The sequence below is a fragment of the Nocardia sp. NBC_01377 genome (genome assembly GCF_045040005.1).
Classification (GTDB): Bacteria; Actinomycetota; Actinomycetes; order Mycobacteriales; family Mycobacteriaceae; genus Nocardia; species Nocardia noduli.
Window position 1 is genome coordinate 7187150 of the sequence record NZ_CP109566.1, and the last position, 23070, is coordinate 7210219.

The following is a 23070-nucleotide window of genomic DNA, read 5'->3' on the forward strand; positions in this document are numbered from 1 at the left end:
ACGAGCGCACAACGCCGTCAGGAGTGTCGCTGCTGGAAGGAGCGCCCATGCCGAGCAGAGTCGTGGATTACCTGGTTCAGGCAGTATCGACCGCGGGAGCGCGTCATATCTTCGGTGTCGACGGAGCCAACATCGAGGATCTGTACGACGCCGTCTTCGACGCGCCCGACGCCGTGACCGGGGTGATCGCCAAACACGAGTTCTCGGCGGCCACCATGGCCGACGGATATGCCCGCAGCACAGCACGACTCGGCGTCGTGGCCGCGACATCGGGCGGCGGTGCGATGAATCTCGTTGCCGGACTCGCCGAATCGTATGCTTCGCGAGTACCGGTCTTGGCCCTGATCGGACAGCCGCCGACCACACTGGAAGGCAAAGGAGCCTTCCAGGACTCCAGCGGACTCGCGGGCACCATCGACGCCACCCGGCTCTTCGGCGAGATCACCCGATTCTGCGCGCGCGTCGAGCACGCCACCGAACTGCCCGACCTGTTGACCAAGGCGGTCGACGCGGCCGAGCGCGGTGGACCCGCCGTGCTCCTGCTGCCCAAAGACGTACAGCAGTCCGAGATCGCGAGCCCAGCCTTCCGGATGCCGCCGCGCACCCACCGCGAGGACCGACCCGGGTCCGCCCGGGTACGCGCGGCACTCGCCGAAGCCAAACGCACCGGCAAAGTCGTCATCATCGCGGGAGACCAGGTGGCCCGCGATGACGCGCGAGCCGAATTGGCGACGCTGGCAGCGATATTGGACGCACCGGTCGGTGTGACTCCCGATGCCAAGGATGCCTACGACAACACCGACCCCGGTTTCTGCGGCGTCGCGGGCAGTATGGGACATCCCGAACTCGCCGCGGCGCTGCGCTCGGCGGCGCTGTGCCTGCTCGTCGGCACCCCCATGCCGATGATGGCGGGTGCGGGCCTGGCCGGACTGCTCGCGGACACCCCGGTGGCCAGCATCGGGATTCAGCCGCCGCACCTACCCGCGACCCACGCCTACAGCACCGACCTCGCCGCCACACTCGAGGCCATCGCCACCGAATTCGCCAGTGCGGCAACACCTGTCGACGATCGACCGGCCGCCCCGCTGACAGTTCTGGACGTGCCGGCCGCACAGGGGCCGGGGCTGCGCTATCGGGAAGTGGTCGAAGCCATCGACGCCGCGCTGCCCGCGGGCACCGATGTCTTCGCCGACGCGGGCAATACCGGTTCGGCCGTGGTGCACCACCTGCGGGTGCCACGCGGCGGCCGGTTCGTGGTCGCGCTCGGCATGGGCGGGATGGGTTACGCCTTCGGCGCGGGGATCGGGTCGGCGTTCGCGCGCGGACGCGGCCCGAACGGCCCGCGACGCACCGTGGTCATCGCGGGCGACGGCGCGTTCTTCATGCACGGCATGGAAGTGCACACCGCCGTCGAACACCAACTGCCCGTCACCTTCGTCGTGCTCAACAACAACGCGCACGCCATGTGTCTCACCCGAGAACAGCTCTACTACCGGGATCGCTACAGCTTCAACCGTTTTCGCCCATCGCAGTTGGGTGAAGGGGTCGGCGCGATGTTCCCGGAACTGCCCGCCTATTCCGTCCGCGATTCCGCCGAACTCACCGAAGCGCTCGGCCGCTGCCTCGACACCCAGGGACCCTCGTTCCTCTCGATCGATTGCGATCCCGACGAGATCCCGCCTTTCGTCCCGTTCCTGACATCCCTCGAATCCCTCAGGAGGAACCCGTGACCATCAGCGCGCTGCCCGCCCTCAGCGACATCCCCGAAGACGTGGTGCCCGGGGTGCTACGTATCGAGAACTCCGACAAGGACGCGACCACGCCGATCATCGTGGACATGCTCCGGTCGGTGTATCCGCACGACCAGGTCTTCGGCGAGTACTGCCCGGTCCAGGCGTATATCGCGGCGCCGCCGCGTGAGGTCTACGAATATCTCTCCGACACCAGGTCGCTCGAGGAATGGACCTACAGCCTGCGCGGATTCGTCGAGACCGACGAACCCGATCTCTGGCTGGCCTACGACCGGCTCGGCGACGCCACCGAGATCTACACCAGGACCGTCGCCAATCCCGACGCCATGACCGTGGACTACCACTGTGCCTGGGACCAGGGCAAACACCTGTGGATGATCTACCTGATGCGCGTCATCGACGCACAGGTGGTGTTCAACAAGCCCGGGTCGGTGGTGCTCTGGAACAACTGCAAGCACCCCTTCTACGACGAGAACCCCTATCCGGAAACCGCCCCGCCGAAACGGCCGGTCTGGGTCGGCGACTTCTGGGACATGTTCTCCGCCGGACACCAACTCGAGATGGACAACCTCAAGGCGATCTGCGAGTACCGCGCCGCCCACGGCCTGCCGCTCACACCCGATTGGATGAAGTGACCATGGATCCCCGCAATCCCGACACCTTCGGGCTGCCCACCGTCAGTCTCGTCGACGTGTCGAGCTATCTGCCCGGCGAACCGGTCGGCACCGAATACTTCACCCAGTTCTCGCGTTCGGACCGGATGGCGAAGAACGTCATGTTCCGATCGCCGTCGGGACGCCACCACGTGGCGCGCGACGAGACCGCGGTGGATATGGCCGAACGCGCCGTAGCACCGCTGATCGACCGGCACGGGTCCGATTTCGCGTCGAATATCGATGTGCTGATCACCCACACCCAGCTGCCGGACAATCCGGTACTCGGCGCCGGGCCGGAGATCGCCCGGCGGCTCGGTGCCCGACCGAGTTTCGTCTACGACGTGCACAACGGCGGGTGCGCGGCCTTCGTACACATGATGTCGATCGCGCGCATGGTGTTGCAGACCACCGACGCGCGCACCGCGCTGATCGTGGCGACCCAGAACTGCGCGGGACCGGTGTTCACGCAGAGCGATATACGCAAACTCGCCCAGGCCCCGGTGCCGGGCGACGGGTGCGGGGTCGGACTGCTCGTCAAGGACGACAGCGCGCCCATTCTCGATATCGAATCCCGCACCTATCCCGAATTCGCGGGCGATATGGATTTCTCGACCAACAGCGACCGCAAATACTGGGAGCCCGGCGAAGGACAGGGCTGCGTCAGCTTCACCGAATCCAAGGTCACCAAGGTGTTCGCGCGCGGCAACCGGCTGGTCCCGGAGGTGGCGCTCGCGGTGTGCGATCGGATCGGGGTGAAGGGCCGCGATATCGATACCTTCGTCACCAACCAGCCCAACCGGCTGTTCCTGCGCAACTGGCACGACGCGCTCGAACTGCCCGCCGAACGTCATCCCGACACCTTCGACACCTGCGGAAACCTTTTCGCCGCGGGCATTCCCGTCACCCTCGATGTCACGAACAGGGCGGGCGGGCTGCGCAACGGATCGGTGGTGCTGTTGTCGGCCTTCGCGCACGCGGGCGATTTCGCGGCGGCGGCGGCGGTGCGTTGGGGTGCGGCCAATGGATGAGGTGCGACGATGAGTATGCGCCTGATCGATGAGGCCCCCTCGTCACGGCGGCACCCCGCCAAGCGCGCGTCAGCGGAATTCGACCTGAGCCTGAGCGAGAATCCGTTCCCGCCGCTGCCATCGGTGCTGCACGCGGTGAATCTGGAACTGGCGCGGTCGAATCGGTATCCGGAGTTCTATCCGCAGCGGCTACCGACGCTGATCGCGCGTCACCTCGGCGTCGATCCGGATCAGGTGGTCGTCGGGTCGGGCGCCACCGGGGTGGCCTTGCAGATCATCCAGTCGCTGACCACACCCGGATCGGAACTCGTCGTCGGTTCGCCGACCTTCGACGGATATCCGATCATGGCCGATATGGCCGGGCTGAATCTGGTCCCGGTGCCGCTGGACCGGACCGGCGAACAGGATCTGCGGGCGATGCGGCGGGCGATCGAGAAGCGGACCTCGCTGATCGTCGTCTGCCGCCCGCACAATCCGACCGGCACGGTGATCCCGGCGGGGGAGCTGAAAACCTTCCTCGCCTCGGTGCCGAGCCGGGTGCCCGTGGTCCTGGACGAGGCCTATGTCGAATTCCTCGCCGAGGCCGACCGGCTCGACAACGCGGCGCTGTTGCGCAGACACCCGAACCTGTTGATCCTGCGTACCTTCTCGAAGGCCTACGGGCTGGCGGGAATGCGGATCGGGTACGTGTACGGCGGACGCGAGCTGATCGGGCGGGTGCGCAGGCTGCAACTGCCGTTCGGGATGAGCGCGTGCGCGACTGCCGCCGTCGCGGCGTCCTATGCGGCGGCGCCGGAGCTGCGGCTGCGGATCCATCGCATCACCACCGCGCGCGAGAACCTACGGAACTCGTTGCGGTCCTGCGGTATCGACGTGCCGCGCAGCCACGCGAATTTCCTGTACCTGCCGGGCCCCGGTGTGGCCACCGCGCTGCGCCGGGCCGGGATCAGCGCGAAATGCTATCCGGACGGCAGTGCGCGCGTCGCCGTCGGTGATCCCACGGCGGATCTGGCGGTGCTCTCCGCGTTGGCGACGCTGAGGTGAGCGAATGTGGCGGTGGTTCTCCACCGCCACACCGGGTGGGGCCTACGGGTTTACCTCTGCCGAGGTCAGCTACCGCCGCCACATCCACCACCGCCACAGCTACTGCCGCCGCCACAACTGCTACCGCCGCTACAACTGCTCCCGCTGCTGCTCCCGCCGCTACAGCTAGTGCCGCCGCCACAGCTGCTGCCGCTGTCCCAGCTCCCGGCCTCGGCGCCACCGCTCGCGGCGGCCCAGCGCCTGCGATTGCGCCGTGGATTCCGGTTCTCGCGGACCGAGGCCACGTAAACGATGCCGATCGCCAGGACGATCAGCCCGATACCGAGCCAGGTGTTCGACCAGACCACCAGCAGGCCGACGAACAATATCGCCGCCACTCCGAATGCGATCATCGGTTCCTCCCCGTTCGCTCACGCGGATCTCGGTCCGCGCGGATTTCGTCACCGAGTGGTGTTCGGCCGCGGCCGCGACATCTCCCGTAGCGACCGCTCGAGCCGCCGCACCCCGGATATCGCGTCCGAGGCACACTACGCAACGGAATCGATGGGTCGGTCCGAGGATCGGCCGATTCAGCCACCCCCGCCACCGCCTCCACCACCGCAGCCTCCTCCGCCTCCGCAGCCGCCGCCACCGCAACTACTGCTGCTGCTACTGCTACTACCGCTGTCGCCCCCGCCGTAATATCCGCCACCGCCGCCGCTTCCACCTCCACAGCCGGAAGCGCCGCTGTACCGGGTGCGCGACCGATGGCTCGCGGCGGCCCAGCGGTCGCGTTCACGTCGCGAATCCCGTTCCCGGCGGTCCGAGAAGACCATGTAGCCGAGCATCACGGACACCACGATGAGGCCGAGGCCCAGCCAGAGATTCGGCCAGAGCACCAGAAGACCGAACACGAACAACGACACGGATACGATACGTACCCCCATGAGAATCTCCCCCCGACAGCCCTCCCCCGAGAAGCCGTGTCACAAGGGTACGTCCGATCGCCGACCGGCCGCCAGCACAATTACGGGACGGGAGGATCGATCGTTCGGAGAAGCTCCGGTCGGGAGCGGGGGATTCGGTGGGAGCGATTCAGTTCGCGGGAGCGCAGGTGTCGCGCAACGAGCACGCACCGCAGGACTGGCCGCAGCCGCCCTCCTCGCGCACGGGTACGAGCCCGGCGATGGCGCGGCCCGCCGCGTTGACGCCCGCGCCGAGGGTGAACAGCGCGACGACCATGGTGGCGGCGGCGACACCGAGGGCGATGCCCCAGCTCGCGGCGGAGGCGATCAGACCGCCCGCGAAGAGCAGCAGGCCCGCCGCGACCGAGGTCGGCGCCGCGACGTGGTTCGCGATGCGGAAGGTCTCCTCGGTGGACAGCGCGTCCTCGGTGTGAACTCCGACGAACCTGTTGCGCGGAAGTTTGCCGGTCAGTCCGAGCACACCGGTCGCGATGGCGACCAAGGCCAGTACGAACAGGGCGAGAGCGACGACGAACACCCAGGCAGGGTATCGCACCGACGCGCGCGGATCGCGGGGCGCTCCGGTTTTCGGTCCGACGACCCGGACGTTCTACCCTGTATCACGTAGTTCGTCCCAGGAAAAATGTCCCGGATACTTTGTCCGGAAATTCGCGAGAACAAGAAGGCAGGACCGTGCAGGACACTCGTGCAACCGAAAGCGATGTACCCGAGCACAGGTACAACGCCGACCTCGCGGGCCGCCTCGAGAGCCGGTGGCAGCGGCTATGGGAGGAGCGCGGCACCTTCCACGCGCCCAACCCGACCGGTCCGCTGGCCGGTGACACCCCGCCGGACAAGCTGTTCGTGCAGGACATGTTCCCGTACCCGTCGGGCGCGGGCCTGCACGTCGGACATCCGCTCGGATATATCGCCACCGACGTCTTCGCCCGGTACCACCGGATGAACGGCCGCAATGTGCTGCACGCGCTCGGCTACGACGCCTTCGGGCTGCCCGCCGAGCAGTACGCGGTGCAGACCGGCGCGCATCCGCGTGACACCACCGAAGCCAATATCGCCACCATGCAGCGTCAGCTGGACCGGCTCGGACTCGGCCACGACCGCCGCCGGTCCTTCGCGACCACCGATCCGGAGTACTACCGCTGGACGCAGTGGATCTTCCTGCGCATCTACAACGCGTGGTACGACCTGGAACTGGGACGGGCCCGTCCGATCGCGGAACTGGAGGATCAGTTCGCCTCCGGCGCCAGGCCCGCGCCCGAGGACCGGGACTGGGCGACGTTGCAGCCGTCCGAGCGTCGGGCCGTGATCGACTCCTATCGTCTGGTGTACCAGACCGATTCGGTGGTCAACTGGTGTCCGGGTCTGGGCACCGTGCTGTCGAACGAAGAGGTCACCGCCGACGGGCGCAGCGAACGCGGCAACTTCCCGGTCTTCCGTAAGCGGCTGTGGCAGTGGATGATGCGCATCACCGCCTACTCCGACCGCCTGGTCGACGATCTCGAACTGCTGAACTGGCCGGACAACGTGAAGTCCATGCAGCGCAACTGGATCGGGCGTTCGCGCGGCGCGCAGGTGGAATTCGACGTCGACGGTGCGCGGATCGAGGTCTTCACCACCCGCCCCGACACCCTGTTCGGCGCGACCTACGTGGTGCTCGCACCCGAACACGATCTGGTCGACGAACTGACCGCGTCGGCATGGCCGGAAGGCACCGATCCGCGCTGGACCAACGACGGCGCGGCCACCCCCGTCGAAGCCGTCGCCGCCTACCGGGCGTCGATCGCGGCGAAAACCGATCTGGAACGCCAGGAGAACAAGGAGAAGACCGGCGTCTTCCTCGGTGTTCACGCCGTCAACCCGGCGAGCGGCGCGGCGGTCCCGGTGTTCATCGCCGATTACGTGCTCAGCGGTTACGGCACCGGCGCGATCATGGCGGTGCCCGGTCACGATCAGCGCGACTGGGATTTCGCCAGCGCGCTGGGATTGCCCATCCGGCAGGTCATCTCCGGCGGCGACATCACCGAAGCCGCGTACAACGGCGACGGCGCACTGGTCGATTCCGATTACCTGGACGGACTCTCGGTCGAGGAAGCCAAGGCGACCATCACCGCCAGGCTCGAACAGGACGGCCACGGCAAGGGCACCATCCAGTACAAACTGCGCGACTGGCTGTTCGCCCGTCAGCGCTACTGGGGTGAACCCTTCCCGATCGTCTACGACGAGGACGGCGCACCGCACGCGCTGCCGGAATCCATGCTGCCGGTACTGCTTCCGGAGCTGGACGATTTCGCGCCGGTGACCTTCGACCCGAACGACGCGGATTCCGAACCCTCGCCGCCGCTGGCCAAGGCCACCGACTGGGTCAGTGTCGAACTCGACCTGGGCGACGGGCCGAAGAAGTACCGGCGCGATACCAACGTCATGCCGAACTGGGCCGGAAGTTCCTGGTACCAGCTGCGTTACGCGGATCCGACCAATACCGACGAGTTCTGCGCGAAGGAGAACGAGACGTACTGGCTCGGCCCGCGCACGGCCGAACACGGTCCCACCGATCCCGGCGGCGTCGACCTCTACGTCGGCGGCGTCGAGCACGCGGTGCTGCATCTGCTGTACGCGCGGTTCTGGCAGAAGGTGCTGTTCGACCTGGGCGAGGTCAGCGGGTGCGAACCGTACCGGCGACTGTTCAACCAGGGCTACATCCAGGCCCACGCCTACACCGACGAGCGCGGCGCGTACGTGCCCGCCGCCGAGGTCGTCGAACGTGACGGCACGTTCTACTGGACCGACGCGACCGGCACCGAGATCCGGGTCTTCCAGGAGTACGGCAAGATCGGCAAATCGCTCAAGAACGCCATCTCGCCCGACGAGATGTGCGATCTCTACGGCGCCGACACCTTCCGCTTCTACGAGATGTCGATGGGTCCGCTCGACACCTCGCGGCCGTGGGCGACCAAGGATGTCGTCGGCGCGCACCGCTTCCTTCAGCGCATCTGGCGCCTGGTCGTCGACGAGGAGACCGGCGCGGTGCGCGTCACCGAAGACGTCGCCTCCGACGAGACCCAGCGTCTGCTGCACAAGACCATCGCGGGCGTGGACGAGGATCTGGCCGCGCTGCGCGACAACACCGCGGGCGCGAAACTCATCGAGCTCACCAACCACCTCACCAAGACCTATCCCGGCGGCGCACCGCGTCTGGTCGTGGAATCCCTGGTCCTGATGCTCGCCCCGCTCTCACCGCATATCGCCGAGGAGCTGTGGGAGCGCCTCGGCCACCCCGAATCCCTGGCCCACGGCCCCTTCCCGGTCGCCGACCCGGCCCTGCTGGTGGACGAATCGGTGGAATACCCGATCCAGGTCAACGGCAAGGTGCGCGGCCGAATCCGTGTCCCCGCCGACGCCGACACCGCCACCATCGAAGCCGCCGCCCTGGCGGAGGAGAAGATCGCCGCCATCCTGAACGGCGCCACACCACGCAAACTGATCGTCGTCCCCGGCCGCCTGATCAACATCGTCGCCTGATCCCGTCCGCCGGAGAATCACTCCCACTCCGGCTGCATCAGCTCGAAAGCCGCTACACCCGGTCCATCGAACGGGTGTAGCGGCGAACCAGCGCGGTGAAACGAGCCGGGCTCGAACCGAACAGCCCCTGATCGACTCGGCGTCGCTCGATTGCCGACACCAGCCGGTCGAGCGCCACCACCGCATCACGGTGCGGTGCGGTGCGGTGAGACCCTCCCGGTCGAGTTTCCAGGCTCCGATCGCGGTGCGGTGGTGATTTACGATCTCGAACAGCGAATTCAGGTCGGCGATGTCCTTGTCCGCGTAGCGATGGCTCCACGCGAGAGCTTTCAGCACCACGGCGGCCTCGACATCGGGTGTCAGCACGGTGAATTCGATCCGGTTCCCATCGCGAAGTGTCACCTGTACATCGATCGCGACAGGTTTCGCGCTGATCGCCATACTGAGTCCGGGCGCGCTGTCGAATCCGCGACCGCCGACATCATTGGGCACCCCGACACGTCCGAACGGGACCAACAGATCGACTGCCAACCGGCCGAAATCGGCATCCTTGCCGTACCGGTTCCCTTTCACCGTCTCGTATCCGAGAGTCTCCAGTCGGTGGTGGAGATACTTGCCCGCCGCTATCGGCAGGCTCACGCCGGCGTCGGCATCGGCAGTACCCCGGATCCGCAGCGTCGGCGTCGGATACGCGTGGATCAGTAATTGCACCATGTGTCCGCCGATGACCCGGTATCCACCATCCTCGCTGTCGGCATCGATTCCCTCGGCGGCGCGCGCGAGATCCGCGAGAGCCCGAAATCCCAGGTCGGACGCATTCGATGTCGAAAGTATCTGTACCGCGAACCTTTTCGTGTCAGACATGCACCGCCCCCTCGCCTATTGCCGAACGCAATGTCGCCGCAGCCTCCTCCACGGCAGGCCCGGTGCTGGTGTTGAGCAGATCCCACAGCACGATCGCCGGATCGGCAAGCAGTTTTCCCGCACGCGGACCGCGACGTGACGCGGCGTGGAAGACCGTCGGATCCTCGGGAACCACGATGACCATCGTCGCGTCCGACTCCTCGGCGGGACTCATACCGATCGGCGTGAAGTCGACATGCTCCGGGACGTACAACCGCACCGTGGACGGGATTCGCCAGGGTGACAGCATATCGGCGGCAAGATCTCCCGAAAGTGCCGACGGCAGAGCGAGTTCCGATAGCAAACCGAGGGCGGCCTCGGCCTGACTCGCCGGGTCGTCGAGCCCGTACCACGCGGCGACCGCACCGCCCGGACCCGGATACGCGCGCAACCATGTATCCAGGAGATCGGTCGGGGCCGACCACCCGTCGACACCGTGTACCGCCTCCGGAATCCGCCTCAGAGCGTTCGACACCGCCTGCTGGCTGATCCCGACGATCGTCGCCAACTCCGACTGGGTCATCGGATCACGTGCAACCGCCAATATCCGCTGCACTGCCCATCGACCCCATGCGGTCCGGCCGAGACTTCGTCCGGCATCCGCGGGTCCGAGCAGAACCTCTCCGTCGAGGATCACCAGCGGGGGGGTCACTGGTGAGCAGGTCGATAGCGCCCGTCCGAGCGGCCTTTTCGACACCTGCCGCGGCACTCGGCGCCACGTACAACGTCCGTGGCGCGGCGGGTTCCGAAATCCCCAGTCTGCTGACGGTCAGTCGCCGCTGCGACACTTTCACTTCCAGCGTCACCGGCCCCTGCGGCCCGAAGATCACCAACTCTTCGTTGTTGCCCCCGGATACACGGACACCGGCGCGCCGTAACAACCTCACTATGTGCTGTCGCACGTCCATGACCGCTCCGCAGGTGGGCGACGAGTGTCCTACAACTCTATACCGCGAAATTCGATTTCAGTTGTTTGATATTTACCGCATATATAAGCTATGAGCGGTCACGTCGGGGGTAGGAGGACGTCGTCGAGGGTGACCATGGACAGGTTGCGTTCCCGGATGATGTCGACGAGTTGGCCGTAGCAGTGGGTGACGGCGGGGGCGTTGGCGTGGCCGATGACGATGGTCTGCGGGTTGAAGTATTTGTGGGCGCATTCGATGAGGTATTCCTCGGTGATCACGCCGGAATCGGAGAGGGAGCCGTACCACATCACCGGGACGGTGTAGCCGAGGTCGGCGGCGACCCGGTCGACGGTGGCGTTGTGCCTACCGAAGGGCGGGCGGTAGTACGGGGTGCCGTCCACGCCGAAGGTGTTGTGCAAGTAGGTTTTCGCGCGCGAGAGCTGTGAGGAGACGGCGCTCGCGGAGATGGCGGTGAGGTCGGCGTGGTCCCAGGTGTGGTTGGCCAGCTGGATCTGGCCCGAATCCACCAGGGGGCGCAGTTCGTCGCGGTGGATCGTCCACGAGTCGTAGTACGCGGTGACGAAGAAGGTGAAGCGGGCGCCGGTGTCCTTGGCGAAGCGGATGTAGGCGCCGACCACCTCGGGGCTCGCGCCGTCGTCGACGGTCAGCGCCATGCTGGAGCCACGGCCGGGCAGCGCGGTGATGGTCTGCGCGGCGATGGGCGTCTTGGGACCACCGGGCGGGGGCGGCAGCTGCGGGCGCGGCACCGGTGTGGCGGGCGGTAGGACGGGCATGCCGTCGGCCGATCCGCTGTTGATCGGGTCGCCTTCGGCCACGGCACAACCGGTCAACGCCATGGCGGTACCGGCGGCGAGCATCGACAACAAACGACGACGTTCCATGATCCATACCTTCGGGTCTGCTCGGACTGGTGCACGCACCCGTCGGCGGACCCTGGCCGGGGCGAACAGCCCGGACTGTATCCACCCGATCTGTCCGCCGGGTGAACACCACGCAGCTGTAAGCAAACCGAGACAATTAGGACTAAAGAGTCCAAGCGGTCGGGAGGTATGTCACGAGAGCCCCGATCAGTACGGGCGCAGCACGATCTCGGTGGGATGACCGTCGCGCGGCGTCTCGACGGCATTGCGCACCGCGCTCGCGACGGTCTCCGGGGTGAGAAATTCCTCCGGCTTGTACTCGCGCCCCTCACCCGCGACGATCGCGCGCTGCATATCGGTATCGATACGCCCCGGGTGGATCGAGGTGACCCGCAGCCGCGGTTCCTCCTGGCGCAGCGCGTCCCCGAAGGCGCGCAATCCGAATTTGCTCGCGGCGTAGGACGCCCAGCCCGGATGGGCGCGCAGGCCCGCGCCCGAATTGACCAGCACCACGTGACCGCTCGCGACGCGCAGGGCGGGCAGCAGCAGCCGCGTCAACTCGACGACCGCGATGAGGTTGGCCTCCAACGTGTTACGCCACTGCTCGACCGAGGATTCGGCGATGGTGCCGAGATCGGCGATACCCGCGTTGTGCACAAGCACGTCCAGCCGTGTGATCGGGGCGACGGCCTCGGCGACGGCGTCGTAGTCGGTGAGCGAGACGGGCCAGCCGGTCGCCTCCGGCAGATCCTCGAGTATTCCGCGCAACGAATCACCGGATCGGGCACCGAGCAGTAATTCGTGTGTCGGCGCCAGTTCACGGGCGATGGCGGCGCCCAATCCCCGGCTGGCACCGGTGATCAAGGCGGTCGGCTTCGGCAGGCTGGTCACGGCGGTCATGCGCCCCACCGTAGTGGCAGCGCGCGAAGGCCGCCGCCGCGTGTCGCCGTACATCTGCCGGTCGACGGCAGGATGGACAGGAGTGAATCGGCCGGCGACGACGCGGTGTCCGGAAACACACCACTGAGCAGGCATATTCCCGGGTGCCGTCGGAGAATAGGTGGATGGCACATCCGGGGTTCACCCCAACACAGCTCGCGGCCCGCGCCGCCTATCTGCTGCGGGGAAATGATCTGGGCACCATGACCAGTGCCGCGCCCCGGCTCTATCCGCACATGTGGAGCTGGGACGCGGCATTCGTGTCGGTCGGGCTGGCACCGCTGAGCGTCGAACGCGCGGTGATGGAACTGGACACGCTGCTGTCCGCGCAGTGGAAGAACGGGATGATCCCGCACATCGTCTTCGCCAACGGCGTCGACGGATACTTCCCCGGCCCCGCGCGCTGGGAGTGCAGGAAACTCGCCGCCAACGCGCCGGACGGTCCCGACACCTCCGGCATCACCCAGCCGCCCGTGCACGCCATCGCGGTGCAGCGCATCCTGGACCATTCGCGCAGGCACGGCCGCAGTACCAGGGCGGTCGCGGAGGAATTCCTCAATCGACGGTGGCCGGATCTGGTGCGCTGGCACCGCTGGCTCGCGCACGCCCGCGATCCGAAGGAGAACGGGCGCATCACGCTGTACCACGGCTGGGAATCCGGCATGGACAACTCACCGCGCTGGGACCGGGCCTACGAGAATGTGGTCCCGGGCGCGCTGCCGCCGTACCGGCGCGAGGACACCGTGATCGTCTCCGATCCCACGCAGCGCCCGAGTGATCGCGAGTACGACCGCTACCTGTGGCTGGTCGAGCAGATGCGCCGCGCCGGATACGACGACTACCTGCTCGCGTCGAGTATGAGTTTCGCCGTGGAGGACGTTTTCGTCACCGCGATCTTCGCGCTGGCCTGCGAGGTGCTCGCCAATATCGGCGAGGAGTACAAACAGCCCAACGCCGACGTGCGCGACCTCTACGCCTGGGCCGATCGCTTCCGCGCGGGTGTCGTCGCCACCGCCGACGCCAGGACCGGCGCGGCACGTGATTTCGATGTCCGGCTGCAACGGTGGATCAATACCGAAACCCTGTCCGTCTTCGCCCCGCTGCTGTGCGGCGGCCTGCCACGCGATACCGAGCGCAGCCTGCTGCGCCTGTTCGAGGGGCCGCGCTACTGCGGTCATCCCGATCTGCGCTACCACCTGCCGCCGTCGACTTCCCCGGTGTCCAAGGACTTCCGGTCCCGCGAGTACTGGCGCGGTCCGGTCTGGCCGGTCATGAGCTGGCTGTTCTCGTGGGTTTTCGCCCGCCGCGGCTGGGCCGAGCGCTCCTACACCTTGCGCGCCGAGGGATTGCGCCAGGCCAGCGACGGCAGTTTCGCCGAGTACTACGAACCGTTCACCGGCGAACCGCTCGGCAGCATGCAGCAGTCGTGGACCGCGGCGTCGGTGCTGGACTGGCTCGGATAATCGACCCTGGCGAACAGTCGGCGAATACATCACCCACCCCACTGGTGACAGTCAAAGCTATTGGCTATCGTCGAACGTCATGCACAGAACTCGTTGGAGATCGATTCGCGTGATCGCATTGTCCGGCATCGCACTGGGCAGCATCCTTACAGCGACCACGCAGACCGCGCAGGCGACGCCGACCGGTCCCGATGTGTCGTCGTGGCAACACATCGACGGCAGGATGATCGACTGGTTCGCCGTGCGGCGGTCCGGGCATCAGTTCGCCATGGTGAAGGCGACCGAGGGGCTCAGCTACGTGAACCCCTATTTCGTGCCCGACAGTCTGCTGATGCGCGCCGCGGGCGTCGCTCGCGGGACCTACCACTACGCCCAGCCCGGCCTGCCGCCCGAACCGCAGGCGGCGCTGTACGCGGCGGTGGTGCTCGGCCAGAACGGTCCGCTCGACCTGCCGCCGGTCCTCGACATGGAACATTCCGGCGGCCTCGACCCGGCCGGTCTCATCGACTGGACCCACCGCTACCTGAACACGGTGCGCACGCTGACCGGCCGCATGCCGATCATCTACACGTATCCGAATTTCTGGAAGTCGGCGATGGCGAATACGAACGTGTTCACCGCCTACCCGCTCTGGATCGCCGACTACCGGGGCAACGACCAGCCCGAGGTCCCCGGCGGCTGGCCCGCTTGGACGTTCTGGCAGACCACCGACAGCGGCAGCATCCCCGGCATCTCGGGCCGCACCGACATCAACGTATACAGCGGCGCCCAAGGCGATTTCGCCCGCTTCGCGCATATGGGCGGTCTGACCGGCAGCGGCTGATCCCACCGGGGCCGCTACCCGAATGCGTCGGGGCAGCGGCCTCGCGAACAGTTACACGCCGATGCGGCCGTTGTTCTTCCACACCACCGCGACCGCGGGACGCGGCTGGGCGGTGCCGCCGTCGGGCCAGTGCGACAGCGGGTTCTCCGGGGTGGCGTCGTCGGCTTCGCCCGGGTGCTGCACGCAGACGATCACCCGGGATTCGGTGACGATCGGGCCGCAGGTCTCCGCACCCTTCGGGACCGTCAGGAACTGTTTGGTCTCACCGCGATTAGGTCCGTCCAGGACCACCGAGAACAGGCCGTCATTGGTTTTGAGGGCGTTGCCGTCGGTGGAGATCCACAGATTGCCGTAGGCGTCGAAGGCCAGATTGTCCGGGCAGGAGATCGGGCTGACCTTGGTCTTGTCGAATCCGGCGAAATAGGTGTCGGCGGCGGCCGGGTCGCCGCAGACCAGCAGCAGCGACCAGGTGAATTCGGTTCCGGTGTGGTCGTCGTCGATTTCGAGGACCTGACCGTTCTTGTTCAGTTTGCGGGGATTGGCCTCGTCGGGGCCCGCGACGGTGCCGTCCTTGCCGCGATTGTCGTTGTTGGTCAGGGCGACGTACACCTTGCCGGTGTAGGGATTGGCTTCGAAATCCTCGGGGCGGTCCATCTTGGTCGCGCCGACCTTGTCGGCGGCGAGCCGGGTGAACACCGCGACCTCGGCGGCGGACAGGCCATCGACCAGCGACTTGCCCTTACCGTCGGTTCCGGTCTCCAGCAGCGGAATCCACTGACCCTTTCCGGTGAAACCCTTGTCCGAGGGCACCGTGCCGGAGCCGTCGACCTTGTCCGGGTGATCGCCGCTCAGTTTGGCGACATAGAGGGTGCCCGCGTCGAGGATCGTCATGTTGTGCCGCGTGCTGGCCGCTCCGCTGCCCGACTGGATCTTGCGGGAGGAGACGAATTTGTACATGTAGTCGAAGCGTTCGTCGTCACCGGTGTAGGAGACGACATCGCCCGCCTTGGTCACGTAGATATTGGCGCCCTCGTGCTTGAGCCTGCCCATCGCCGAATGTTTCACCGGCGTCGAGGCGGGATCCCACGGGTCGACCTCGATGACATATCCGAATCGGTTGCCTTCGTTGGGTTCCTGCGCCAGGTCGAAACGCTTGTCGGTGCGCTCCCACTGGTTCGGCGTGGTGGCGCCCTTCGGGTATCCGTACCGCTTGGCGCGCGGCTTGTCGAGCGGATCGCTGATCTTGTCGCCGTTGGCGAAGTATCCGTGGAAATTCTCCTCGCCGGAAAGCACCGTGCCCCACGGGGTGACGCCACCCGCGCAGTTGGCGAAGGTGCCGAGCACCTTGGTGCCGCTCGGGTCGGCGGAGGTCTTGGTGAAGATGGTGCCCGCGGCGGGGCCGGTCAGCGTGAATTCGGTGTCGGCGGTGATCCGGCGGTTGTATTTGCCGAAGACCGGCGTCAGTTTGCCGGTGGCGGATTCACCCTTCACCTCGACGACGGTGAGCCCGTGCGCGGCTTTGGTGATCGCGATCTGCTCGTCGGTCGGGGCGTCCTTGTTGTAACCGCGGAACATCTGCGGACCGGTGGTGTATTCGTGATTGACCACAAGCAGATAGGAATTCGGCTGGCCCTCGATCGGCAGCAGCGCCGCGAAATCGTTGTTGTAGCCGAACTGCTTGGCCTGGGCCGCCGGGGTCTGCTTGTCGAAATCGAAAGCGGGCGCGTCGACGAAAAGGGGATCACCCCAGCGGATCACGACGGACTGCTGATAGCCGTCAGGGATCACCAGCGCGTCTTCCTTGTTGGGCGCGACAGCGGTGAAACTCGTGCCGGTACCGGCGGATCCCGCGGGAGTGTAGGTGGGGGTGACCGAATTCGCCGAGGCGTCGTCGTCACCACAGGCGGCGAGCGCGCTGCCCGCCCCGACCGCGAGGACCGCGGCGGCACCGCCCTTGATCAGGCCGCGCCGGTTCAAGGAGCTGACGATATCGCCGAAGTACGCCCCCGCCGAGGTGTTGGGCGCCTCGTGGAAACAGGCGTTGGCGCATTTGTATTCGCACGTCACGGACGCACGCGCGGACTGGCCGTCATGCTTCACGAAGAGGGCGAGGGGTTTCGAGATCACGATGACTCCCTGGATTGATCCGACGCGCCGCACGCTAAACGCCTCAGACTATCCGGAGGAAACCGAAAGGTGAACGCCTGACCAATTAGGTAACCCTCAGTTAGCCGAGAGGGTGCCGACGCGAAAATCCCGGCGTCCGCGTGTGTCGCGAACGCCGGGATCGGCGGAGATCTGTCGTGGTGGACATCGGACCCGGGGCGGTGGGGATCAGGCATTGACCGGCAGCGTCAGCACGACCTCCAGCTCGTTCTCGGGCAGGTAGGACACCTGCACGATCCGCCCGACCTGGACGTATCCGACGGCGGTCGGCGGCAGGAACTTCTCCACGCGGGTGCCGAAGGTGGAACCGTCGGGCCGGGTGACGCGCAGCGCGAGCTCGATCTTGGAATGTCCGTCGCGGATCTCGCCGGGCACCGAGAGCGACTGCACCACAGCCTGCGCCCGGATACCGCGTTCGGCGATATCGAGTTTGGCCTCGGTCGTGAAACCCTTCCGCATCATCGAGGCGTTCATCGCGCGCTGCGCCTCGGCGCCGTTACCCGACATGTCGACCTCGACCTTGTCGGTGCGGCCCGGCAGGTACCGCACCGGCAGCACCACGCCGGGGCGAAGCAGCGCGAGTTCGGTCAGCGGCACGATCATCCGCGCCGTGGACGGGAAGACCTTGCCGTCCACGCCCTCGACGCTGAACTCGATGCGCACCTGCGGCTGGTCGTTGAGGGTCACGCCGGTGTGGCGGAACGACCGCACGGTGCCCAGGCCCATCTGTCCGCCCTGGAATTCGGAACTGTTGAGGCCGGTCAGCGCGGGCAGGATGCCGTCGGCGGTGAAGGCGAAGACGACCGGGACGATGGTCAGGGCGATGATCGGCAGCGACATCTGCCAACCCACCCAGGCGAGTACGTAGGGATCGTCGCTGTCGAAGGTGATTCCGTGCCAGAGGTAGTAGCCGATCGCGAGAACGCCGAGGGCGAGAGCCAGGGCGCGGGCCTTGTTCTTCATGAGTTTTCCTTTACTGCGTCGGATTTCGGATGGGTCGGGATCGCACTCGAATCCGCGCTCCCGCGATGCACAGCGGGAGCGCGGAGTTCGAGGCGTGGTGGGGATCAGGCGCCGACGATGGTCGTGCACGCGAAGGTGATCTCGAATTTCGAGGTGGTGGGGCCGGCCAGCGGGTTGGTGAGATCCGGGACGCCGACGCCCTCGCCGGTGACCTTGTAGGTGTTGCCATCCTTGACCAGCTTGGCCGAACCGCCCGGCTGGCCGTTGCCGTAGCCGACCGCGTAGGGCAGGCCGTTGGAGCCGCCCTTGCTGCCCGCGATACCGACCGCCTGCACCGTGTCACCCTCGATGCTGGCACTGACGCTGAGCTGACCGTAGGTCGAGCTGTTGGTATCGGTGAGGGCCAGCGCCAGGGTGCTGCCCTGCTTGGCGCAGGTGGTGTCGAACTTGGCCTCGAGCGCCTTGCCGTCGACCGTCGCGGCCGACTTGCCGCCCGCCGGTGCGACCGGGGCCGCCGAGGTGGCGGTCTGGGCCTTCGAGGTCGGGGTGGAGGTGGAGGCGTCGTCGCTGCATCCGGTGACGAACAGGGCCAGGGTGGCGGAGGCGGCGATCGCGGTGGCGGCGAAGCGGATCTTGGTGTTCATTTCTTTGTCCTTCTCTGTCTGTTTCTTCGGCTCCTCGGTGGCGCCGTTGACAAAAAGGTATGAAGGCCGCGCGCCCTACCGATCCCAGGTTTGGGCGGTCCGCATTCGCCGAAACTCCGTTAACCTGGTCGAATGCGACGACCGCGCGCCATGGTGCTCGACGAGGTATGGCGCAGGCTCGACGGCGTCGAACCGCTCAGCGGTCCCTCCGGCGGGCCGCTGCGCCGCACGGTGAAACTCGTGCTGGATCCACTCGTGATCCGGCCCGTGCAGAATCCCGACTGCGCCGGACCGATCCTCAGCGAGGACGGTGCGACGCTGCTCGCCACCAGGATTCACGCGAGCGCGGATGTCCTGCGGGCGACAGCGGCCTGGTTCACGCTGCTCAAACAGGTGCGCCGGACCCTGCGCATCACCGAGGGCCATCCCCAGGATCTGTACTTCCAACGCTGTTTCGAACTCGCGACCACGAAGGCGATGCCGGACGCCGCGCGGGATCGCGCCGCCGCCGAGGAGACGCTGCGCGATATCCACGAATTCTCGGCGGGGCGGACAACCCAGGCGCTGAAACAGCACGTCACCGAGGAATCGAAAGCCCGTGAACTGGTGGGACTCATCGAACTCGCGTGGCGGCGCCGACCGGCGACCGCGTCACCGGCCGACCACGACGCCGAACTCTCCGAATTGCTCGACGCCGCGGCCCAGGCACGCTGGGAGGGTGACGGCGACGCGGGGCAGCGGTCGCTCGACCGGCTCGTCGACGCGCACGCGGGCACCCATTCCGGGTTGTCCCTGTGGCAGCGCGAATCCGGATCGAGCGCGCGGGAATTCGGCCTCACCGAACACCCGCTGCCACCTCGGCCCGCGCTCGGCGCGTCCGCGTCGACCTCGAAACTCGCCCTGCCCTTCGATCGGACCGTTTACGAGCGGGTGTTCACCGTGCTCCAGGCATCCAGCGAAAGAGCCGAACTACCACCCATTCCCGAACTGGTCACCAACGAGATCGCCCGCAGCTGCGCACCGTGGGCACTGCTGGACGAATCGCTTCGGGTGACAGCCGCCGCCGGGGGGGTACTGGCGACAGGACTCGCGCCGATCGACAGCGCGCAGCCACTGGGACCGAGGCGGGTGGCGGTGGTCTCCGATATCGCCGACCATCCCTCGGGGCGGATAGCGCGTCGGTCGCGCACCGAAGCGGTCGTGCCATCGGGACCCGGCGCGCTCCCCGGCAGCAGCCCACCGGACGCCGAGTCGGCGGGACGCGAGTCTCCACAGGACCGCACCATGCACGGAAGTCGCTCCAGCGGTGGTGGTTTCGGCTCCGAGCACAACGAGACGGCCGCGCAGCGCGCCATAAACAGTCGCTGGCAACGCGAGGCGTATGTGTTACAGGCACGCAGACTCACGCTCGACACCACGGCGACGCTCGCCTCGGACAACCCCCTCGCCGTGATCGCGGCCGAACTGCGCACGCCGTGGCGTCCGTACCTGCGCAGACTGTGGGTCCGTCTGCACGGTCGCGATGTCCGCGAGGCGGGCGTGTTCGAGCCGGACGAACTGTGGGATCTGCTCGACGGCGTGGCCCGATCGGTGATCCTCGATCATCGGACCAGGGTGAAGAACGCGCTCAGCGCCCTCACCCTGGCTATGGATCCCGACGAGACCGAATCGAGGGCGAGCTGATGACGGACGTGCGCATCCGCCGCACCGATGACGGACTCCAGGTCATCGCGCCCGCCGACGCGCCCACAGTGCTCGACGGAACCCCGGATCCCGACACTCTCGCTCTCGAAGTCGTGGGCGGGCACCTCACCTGGAGTCTACTGGCCGGACAACCGACACCGGCGGCGGTCATCGACCATCCCGACGACGCGCAGGAATGGCTGTGGGCCGTCTACGGCGAAGCGGTCGCGCTGGCCGCCGCCGATCGACGCGCAGCCGATCGACGCGCGGTCGAACTGCCCGCGCTGCCCGCCCGGCCGGATCTGGTGGCGAAGGCGTGGCGGCTCGCGTACGCGCACTGGGCGATCCGCTGGTGGCCCGCGTCGACCATCGACGGCATCGCCGCACTGGACCGTCGGCTACTGGAGGAAGAGATCGCGACCCTGACCGAGGCCTGTGACGCACTCGTCGACGGCGCGGACGCCGAGGTGCCCGACGTCGCGGGACGGACCGCCGATGCCCCTGCGCGCCAGGATGATTACGCGCTGGCCGCCGGTGGTGACGGCGAGGACGGCGGCCTCACACTGACGCGCGGTGTCGGCGGCTGGGACTGGCGGGGCTGCCCGCCCGGCCTGGTCGACGCCTCCGAACGCGCCGTGTCCTGGGAGGTGACACGGGATTCGGGAACAACGCGGGTGCTGGTGCGCGCGGTCGCCGCACCCGACCTCGTTCCCGGCGTACCGGACCATCTGCGGCCACGGGCGATCGTCGGCACGGCGGGCGACGCCGACGCGATACTCGCCGAGATCGCATTGTCGCTGGTGGGCGACACCTGGGTCGGGCGAGGCCCGGTGGGACCTTCGCCGACCGTCGCGGATCCGGTCACCGACGTCGGCATCTCCGTCGCGGGTTTCGGCCCGCCCGGATTCGCCGCGCCCGACGAGACGGAGATCCGGCGGCGCGTACGGGATCTGGCGACCGCCAGACTCGCCCGAGCGGCCGACGCGGACAACGCCGCCTTCGACGCGCCATTACTGGCCGAGATCGCGGCCGCGGCAAGCGATTCCGATTTCTGATGAGCCAGGATCCACCCCACGACGACGGTCGCGAAGTGCTCTTCGAGGGCGCGGCCGCCTATCAGCGCGGCGACGTCGCCGAGGCATTGCGGATCTTCGAACGGGCCGCCCGCACCACAACGGGCGGGTTGCGGGCGAGCGCGCTGATCAACGCCGCAAGTATGGCCGACGAACTCGGCGACCACGCGACCGCCATCGGCTGGTATCACGAAGCGCTGTCGGAGATTCCGGCGGACGCGATCGAGAAACGCGCGTCGGCGCTGGTCAACTATTCCCAAGCGCTCCAGCATGTCGGCGAATTGGACGGTGCCCAGTCCGCGTTGGAACAGGCTCGTGCCCTGCTGGCCGGCAACGACGAGTTCGGCACACTTCGTGTGGCCTGTCTGCTGTCACTGTGCGCGGTGGCCTTCCATCGCGGAAGGTGGCACGACACCATCGAGATCGCCACCGAGTCTCTCGACGCCGCAGTACGTTTCGCTCCGCAATTGGCGGGACATCCGCTGATGAACTTGGCGGGCGCGTATTTCGAGACCGGTCACCGTGAGCTCGCCGTCGATTTCGCCGCGCAGGCGCTCGCCGCGTTCGAATCGGCGCAGGACCGCAACGGCGTCGCCGAGACCCAGCAGAACACCGCGACCATGCTGCTGCGGCTGAATCGGCTCGACGAAGCCGAGCCGCTGCTGCTGGCGAGCCAGGAGTATTTCGAACGCGCCGGACTCGGTCACCGCGCCGGGATCGGGCTCAAGACGATGGGATTCCTCGCCGAGAACCGCGGCGATCTCGACCGCGCCCACGACCGCTACCTGCGCGGTTACGAGTATTTCCACGCCTCGGGCGCGGTACTCGACGCCGCCGACGTGCAGGTGCGGCTGGCGACCGTCGCGTTCCAGACCGGGCACACGCGGGACGGGCAACAACTGATCGCCGCCGCCTTTCACGCCTACGCCGAACGCGACCTCGGCCTGCATTGCGCCCAGATCGACTTCTGGCACGCGACACTGCTCGAGGCCGTTCTCGACACCATGGATGACCCGGAACCCGAAATCCTCACCGCGGCCACGAATCTCGCGGTGACCTCGGCCGTCGCCATCGACGCCGTCCGCCACACGTTCGGCAACGGTAACCAGCGCGAACAGTGGAATCGTCAGATCGCCGACCCGGCCATGCGCATGGCGTTCCGCTTCGCCTACCTGTCCGGCGACGGACCGCTGCTCACCGATCTGATCGAAGCCCATTGCGCCGGTACGGCACTGAATATCACGGCGTCGGGGGTACCCGAGCCCGCACAACTCCCTTTCGAACTGTTCGATCCGCCGACCGCTCTCCTCGGCGAGCACAACGATGTCAGCGAAACCAGCGAGGCGGGAAACGACCCGGCACCATCGAGCCAGGTCGTCGGCCAGGATCTCGAATACGGCACCGAGACGCCGACCCTGATGGCCGGTACCACACCGTTCACCGCCGATCGCCGAGCCGGGAAGAGCGCGCTTCAGCTCGGGGCCGCGTTGGCCGAAGTCGCCGCGAGCGCGGGACTTCCGGTCGCACCACCCCCGCGCGTTTCCGTCGGACCGGACGGGCATATCGCGCTCGCGGCGTACGTCGCGGCGGCCGAGCGGCGGTACGGACTCAGCGTCCGCGACGAACGGGTGGTCACCGCGTGAACACCGCGCAGCCGACCG

The 23070-nt window shown here is 67.2% G+C and carries 20 protein-coding genes; 11 read left to right on the top strand and 9 right to left on the bottom strand.

From position 1 onward, the window contains the following. Positions 1-47: 47 nt before the first annotated feature. From OG225_RS33180 to OG225_RS33195, 4 genes are read left to right on the top strand one after another with little or no spacing between them, the layout of a single operon-like run. Positions 48-1730, top strand: a complete 1683-nt coding sequence (locus tag OG225_RS33180; RefSeq protein ID WP_405178770.1) for a thiamine pyrophosphate-binding protein — start codon at positions 48-50, stop codon at positions 1728-1730. After that, positions 1727-2386, top strand: a complete 660-nt coding sequence (locus OG225_RS33185; protein ID WP_405178771.1) for an SRPBCC family protein — start codon at positions 1727-1729, stop codon at positions 2384-2386. The genes OG225_RS33180 and OG225_RS33185 overlap by 4 nt, the downstream gene beginning before the upstream one ends. Before the next feature lie 2 nt (positions 2387-2388). Then, positions 2389-3435 carry a 3-oxoacyl-ACP synthase III family protein gene (locus tag OG225_RS33190; RefSeq protein ID WP_109523082.1) on the top strand — a complete coding sequence of 349 codons (1047 nt, stop codon included), beginning with the start codon at positions 2389-2391 and terminating at the stop codon, positions 3433-3435. A 9-nt stretch (positions 3436-3444) separates the two neighbouring features. Continuing rightward, positions 3445-4479, top strand: a complete 1035-nt coding sequence (locus OG225_RS33195) for an aminotransferase class I/II-fold pyridoxal phosphate-dependent enzyme (protein ID WP_405178772.1) — start codon at positions 3445-3447, stop codon at positions 4477-4479. A 65-nt stretch (positions 4480-4544) separates the two neighbouring features. On the opposite strand, the gene OG225_RS33200 is transcribed toward OG225_RS33195, so the two are convergent. Both OG225_RS33200 and OG225_RS33205 read right to left on the bottom strand, forming a co-directional pair. Further along, on the bottom strand, positions 4545-4871 hold the full coding sequence (locus OG225_RS33200) for a hypothetical protein (protein ID WP_405178773.1): 327 nt from the start codon (positions 4869-4871) through the stop codon (positions 4545-4547). A 682-nt stretch (positions 4872-5553) separates the two neighbouring features. Then, entirely contained in the window at positions 5554-5961 is a 408-nt protein-coding gene (locus OG225_RS33205; RefSeq protein ID WP_216917650.1) for an SdpI family protein, read from the bottom strand. Between the two features lie 155 nt (positions 5962-6116). Between OG225_RS33205 and leuS the strand changes: the two genes are divergently transcribed. Then, complete coding sequence (leuS, locus tag OG225_RS33210) at positions 6117-8963, top strand: leucine--tRNA ligase (RefSeq protein WP_405178774.1); 2847 nt, start codon at positions 6117-6119, stop codon at positions 8961-8963. A gap of 52 nt (positions 8964-9015) precedes the next feature. Here leuS and OG225_RS33215 read toward each other — a convergent pair whose 3' ends face one another. Continuing rightward, entirely contained in the window at positions 9016-9144 is a 129-nt protein-coding gene (locus OG225_RS33215) for a hypothetical protein (protein WP_405178775.1), read from the bottom strand. 71 nt (positions 9145-9215) lie between these two features. On the opposite strand from OG225_RS33215, the gene OG225_RS33220 reads away from it, so the two are divergent. Next, positions 9216-9668, top strand: a complete 453-nt coding sequence (locus OG225_RS33220; protein ID WP_405178776.1) for a hypothetical protein — start codon at positions 9216-9218, stop codon at positions 9666-9668. A 151-nt stretch (positions 9669-9819) separates the two neighbouring features. Here OG225_RS33220 and OG225_RS33225 read toward each other — a convergent pair whose 3' ends face one another. From OG225_RS33225 to OG225_RS33235, 3 genes are all read right to left on the bottom strand, one after another. Continuing rightward, entirely contained in the window at positions 9820-10389 is a 570-nt protein-coding gene (locus OG225_RS33225) for a hypothetical protein (protein WP_405178777.1), read from the bottom strand. Positions 10390-10872: 483 nt separating this feature from the next. After that, on the bottom strand, positions 10873-11676 hold the full coding sequence (locus OG225_RS33230; RefSeq protein ID WP_405178778.1) for a polysaccharide deacetylase family protein: 804 nt from the start codon (positions 11674-11676) through the stop codon (positions 10873-10875). Between the two features lie 186 nt (positions 11677-11862). Further along, a complete protein-coding gene (locus OG225_RS33235; RefSeq protein WP_216917646.1) occupies positions 11863-12555 on the bottom strand; it encodes an SDR family oxidoreductase in 693 nt (230 codons plus the stop codon). A 164-nt stretch (positions 12556-12719) separates the two neighbouring features. Here OG225_RS33235 and OG225_RS33240 point away from each other — a divergent pair, with 164 nt between their 5' ends. Then, on the top strand, positions 12720-14057 hold the full coding sequence (locus OG225_RS33240; RefSeq protein WP_405178779.1) for an amylo-alpha-1,6-glucosidase: 1338 nt from the start codon (positions 12720-12722) through the stop codon (positions 14055-14057). A gap of 79 nt (positions 14058-14136) precedes the next feature. Then, positions 14137-14880: a glycoside hydrolase family 25 protein gene (locus OG225_RS33245; protein ID WP_405178780.1), complete on the top strand. Its 744-nt coding sequence runs from the start codon at positions 14137-14139 to the stop codon at positions 14878-14880. 51 nt (positions 14881-14931) lie between these two features. Here the strand turns inward: OG225_RS33245 and OG225_RS33250 are convergent, their stop codons facing one another. From OG225_RS33250 to OG225_RS33260, 3 genes are all read right to left on the bottom strand, one after another. After that, positions 14932-17007, bottom strand: coding sequence for a PhoX family protein (locus tag OG225_RS33250; RefSeq protein WP_405178781.1), 2076 nt, complete (start codon positions 17005-17007; stop codon positions 14932-14934). Between the two features lie 207 nt (positions 17008-17214). Then, on the bottom strand, positions 17215-18009 hold the full coding sequence (locus OG225_RS33255) for a hypothetical protein (protein WP_405178782.1): 795 nt from the start codon (positions 18007-18009) through the stop codon (positions 17215-17217). Positions 18010-18113: 104 nt separating this feature from the next. Continuing rightward, entirely contained in the window at positions 18114-18653 is a 540-nt protein-coding gene (locus OG225_RS33260) for a lipoprotein LpqH (RefSeq protein ID WP_405178783.1), read from the bottom strand. Positions 18654-18803: 150 nt separating this feature from the next. On the opposite strand from OG225_RS33260, the gene OG225_RS33265 reads away from it, so the two are divergent. From OG225_RS33265 to OG225_RS33275, 3 genes are read left to right on the top strand one after another with little or no spacing between them, the layout of a single operon-like run. Beyond that, complete coding sequence (locus OG225_RS33265; RefSeq protein ID WP_405183450.1) at positions 18804-20336, top strand: hypothetical protein; 1533 nt, start codon at positions 18804-18806, stop codon at positions 20334-20336. Next, positions 20336-21391, top strand: a complete 1056-nt coding sequence (locus OG225_RS33270; protein ID WP_405178784.1) for a hypothetical protein — start codon at positions 20336-20338, stop codon at positions 21389-21391. The genes OG225_RS33265 and OG225_RS33270 overlap by 1 nt, the downstream gene beginning before the upstream one ends. Beyond that, entirely contained in the window at positions 21391-23052 is a 1662-nt protein-coding gene (locus tag OG225_RS33275; protein WP_405178785.1) for a tetratricopeptide repeat protein, read from the top strand. The genes OG225_RS33270 and OG225_RS33275 overlap by 1 nt, the downstream gene beginning before the upstream one ends. Positions 23053-23070: the final 18 nt, after the last annotated feature.

Coding starts and splice junctions, on each gene's coding strand:
- OG225_RS33180 (WP_405178770.1), top strand. CDS start 48: ATGCCGAGCAGAGTCGTGGATTACCTGGTTCAGGCAGTATCGACCGCG.
- OG225_RS33190 (WP_109523082.1), top strand. CDS start 2,389: ATGGATCCCCGCAATCCCGACACCTTCGGGCTGCCCACCGTCAGTCTC.
- OG225_RS33195 (WP_405178772.1), top strand. CDS start 3,445: ATGAGTATGCGCCTGATCGATGAGGCCCCCTCGTCACGGCGGCACCCC.
- OG225_RS33200 (WP_405178773.1), bottom strand. CDS start 4,871: ATGATCGCATTCGGAGTGGCGGCGATATTGTTCGTCGGCCTGCTGGTG.
- OG225_RS33225 (WP_405178777.1), bottom strand. CDS start 10,389: ATGACCCAGTCGGAGTTGGCGACGATCGTCGGGATCAGCCAGCAGGCG.
- OG225_RS33230 (WP_405178778.1), bottom strand. CDS start 11,676: ATGGAACGTCGTCGTTTGTTGTCGATGCTCGCCGCCGGTACCGCCATG.
- OG225_RS33235 (WP_216917646.1), bottom strand. CDS start 12,555: ATGACCGCCGTGACCAGCCTGCCGAAGCCGACCGCCTTGATCACCGGT.
- OG225_RS33240 (WP_405178779.1), top strand. CDS start 12,720: ATGGCACATCCGGGGTTCACCCCAACACAGCTCGCGGCCCGCGCCGCC.
- OG225_RS33245 (WP_405178780.1), top strand. CDS start 14,137: ATGCACAGAACTCGTTGGAGATCGATTCGCGTGATCGCATTGTCCGGC.
- OG225_RS33255 (WP_405178782.1), bottom strand. CDS start 18,009: ATGAAGAACAAGGCCCGCGCCCTGGCTCTCGCCCTCGGCGTTCTCGCG.
- OG225_RS33260 (WP_405178783.1), bottom strand. CDS start 18,653: ATGAACACCAAGATCCGCTTCGCCGCCACCGCGATCGCCGCCTCCGCC.
- OG225_RS33265 (WP_405183450.1), top strand. CDS start 18,804: ATGGTGCTCGACGAGGTATGGCGCAGGCTCGACGGCGTCGAACCGCTC.
- OG225_RS33270 (WP_405178784.1), top strand. CDS start 20,336: ATGACGGACGTGCGCATCCGCCGCACCGATGACGGACTCCAGGTCATC.
- OG225_RS33275 (WP_405178785.1), top strand. CDS start 21,391: ATGAGCCAGGATCCACCCCACGACGACGGTCGCGAAGTGCTCTTCGAG.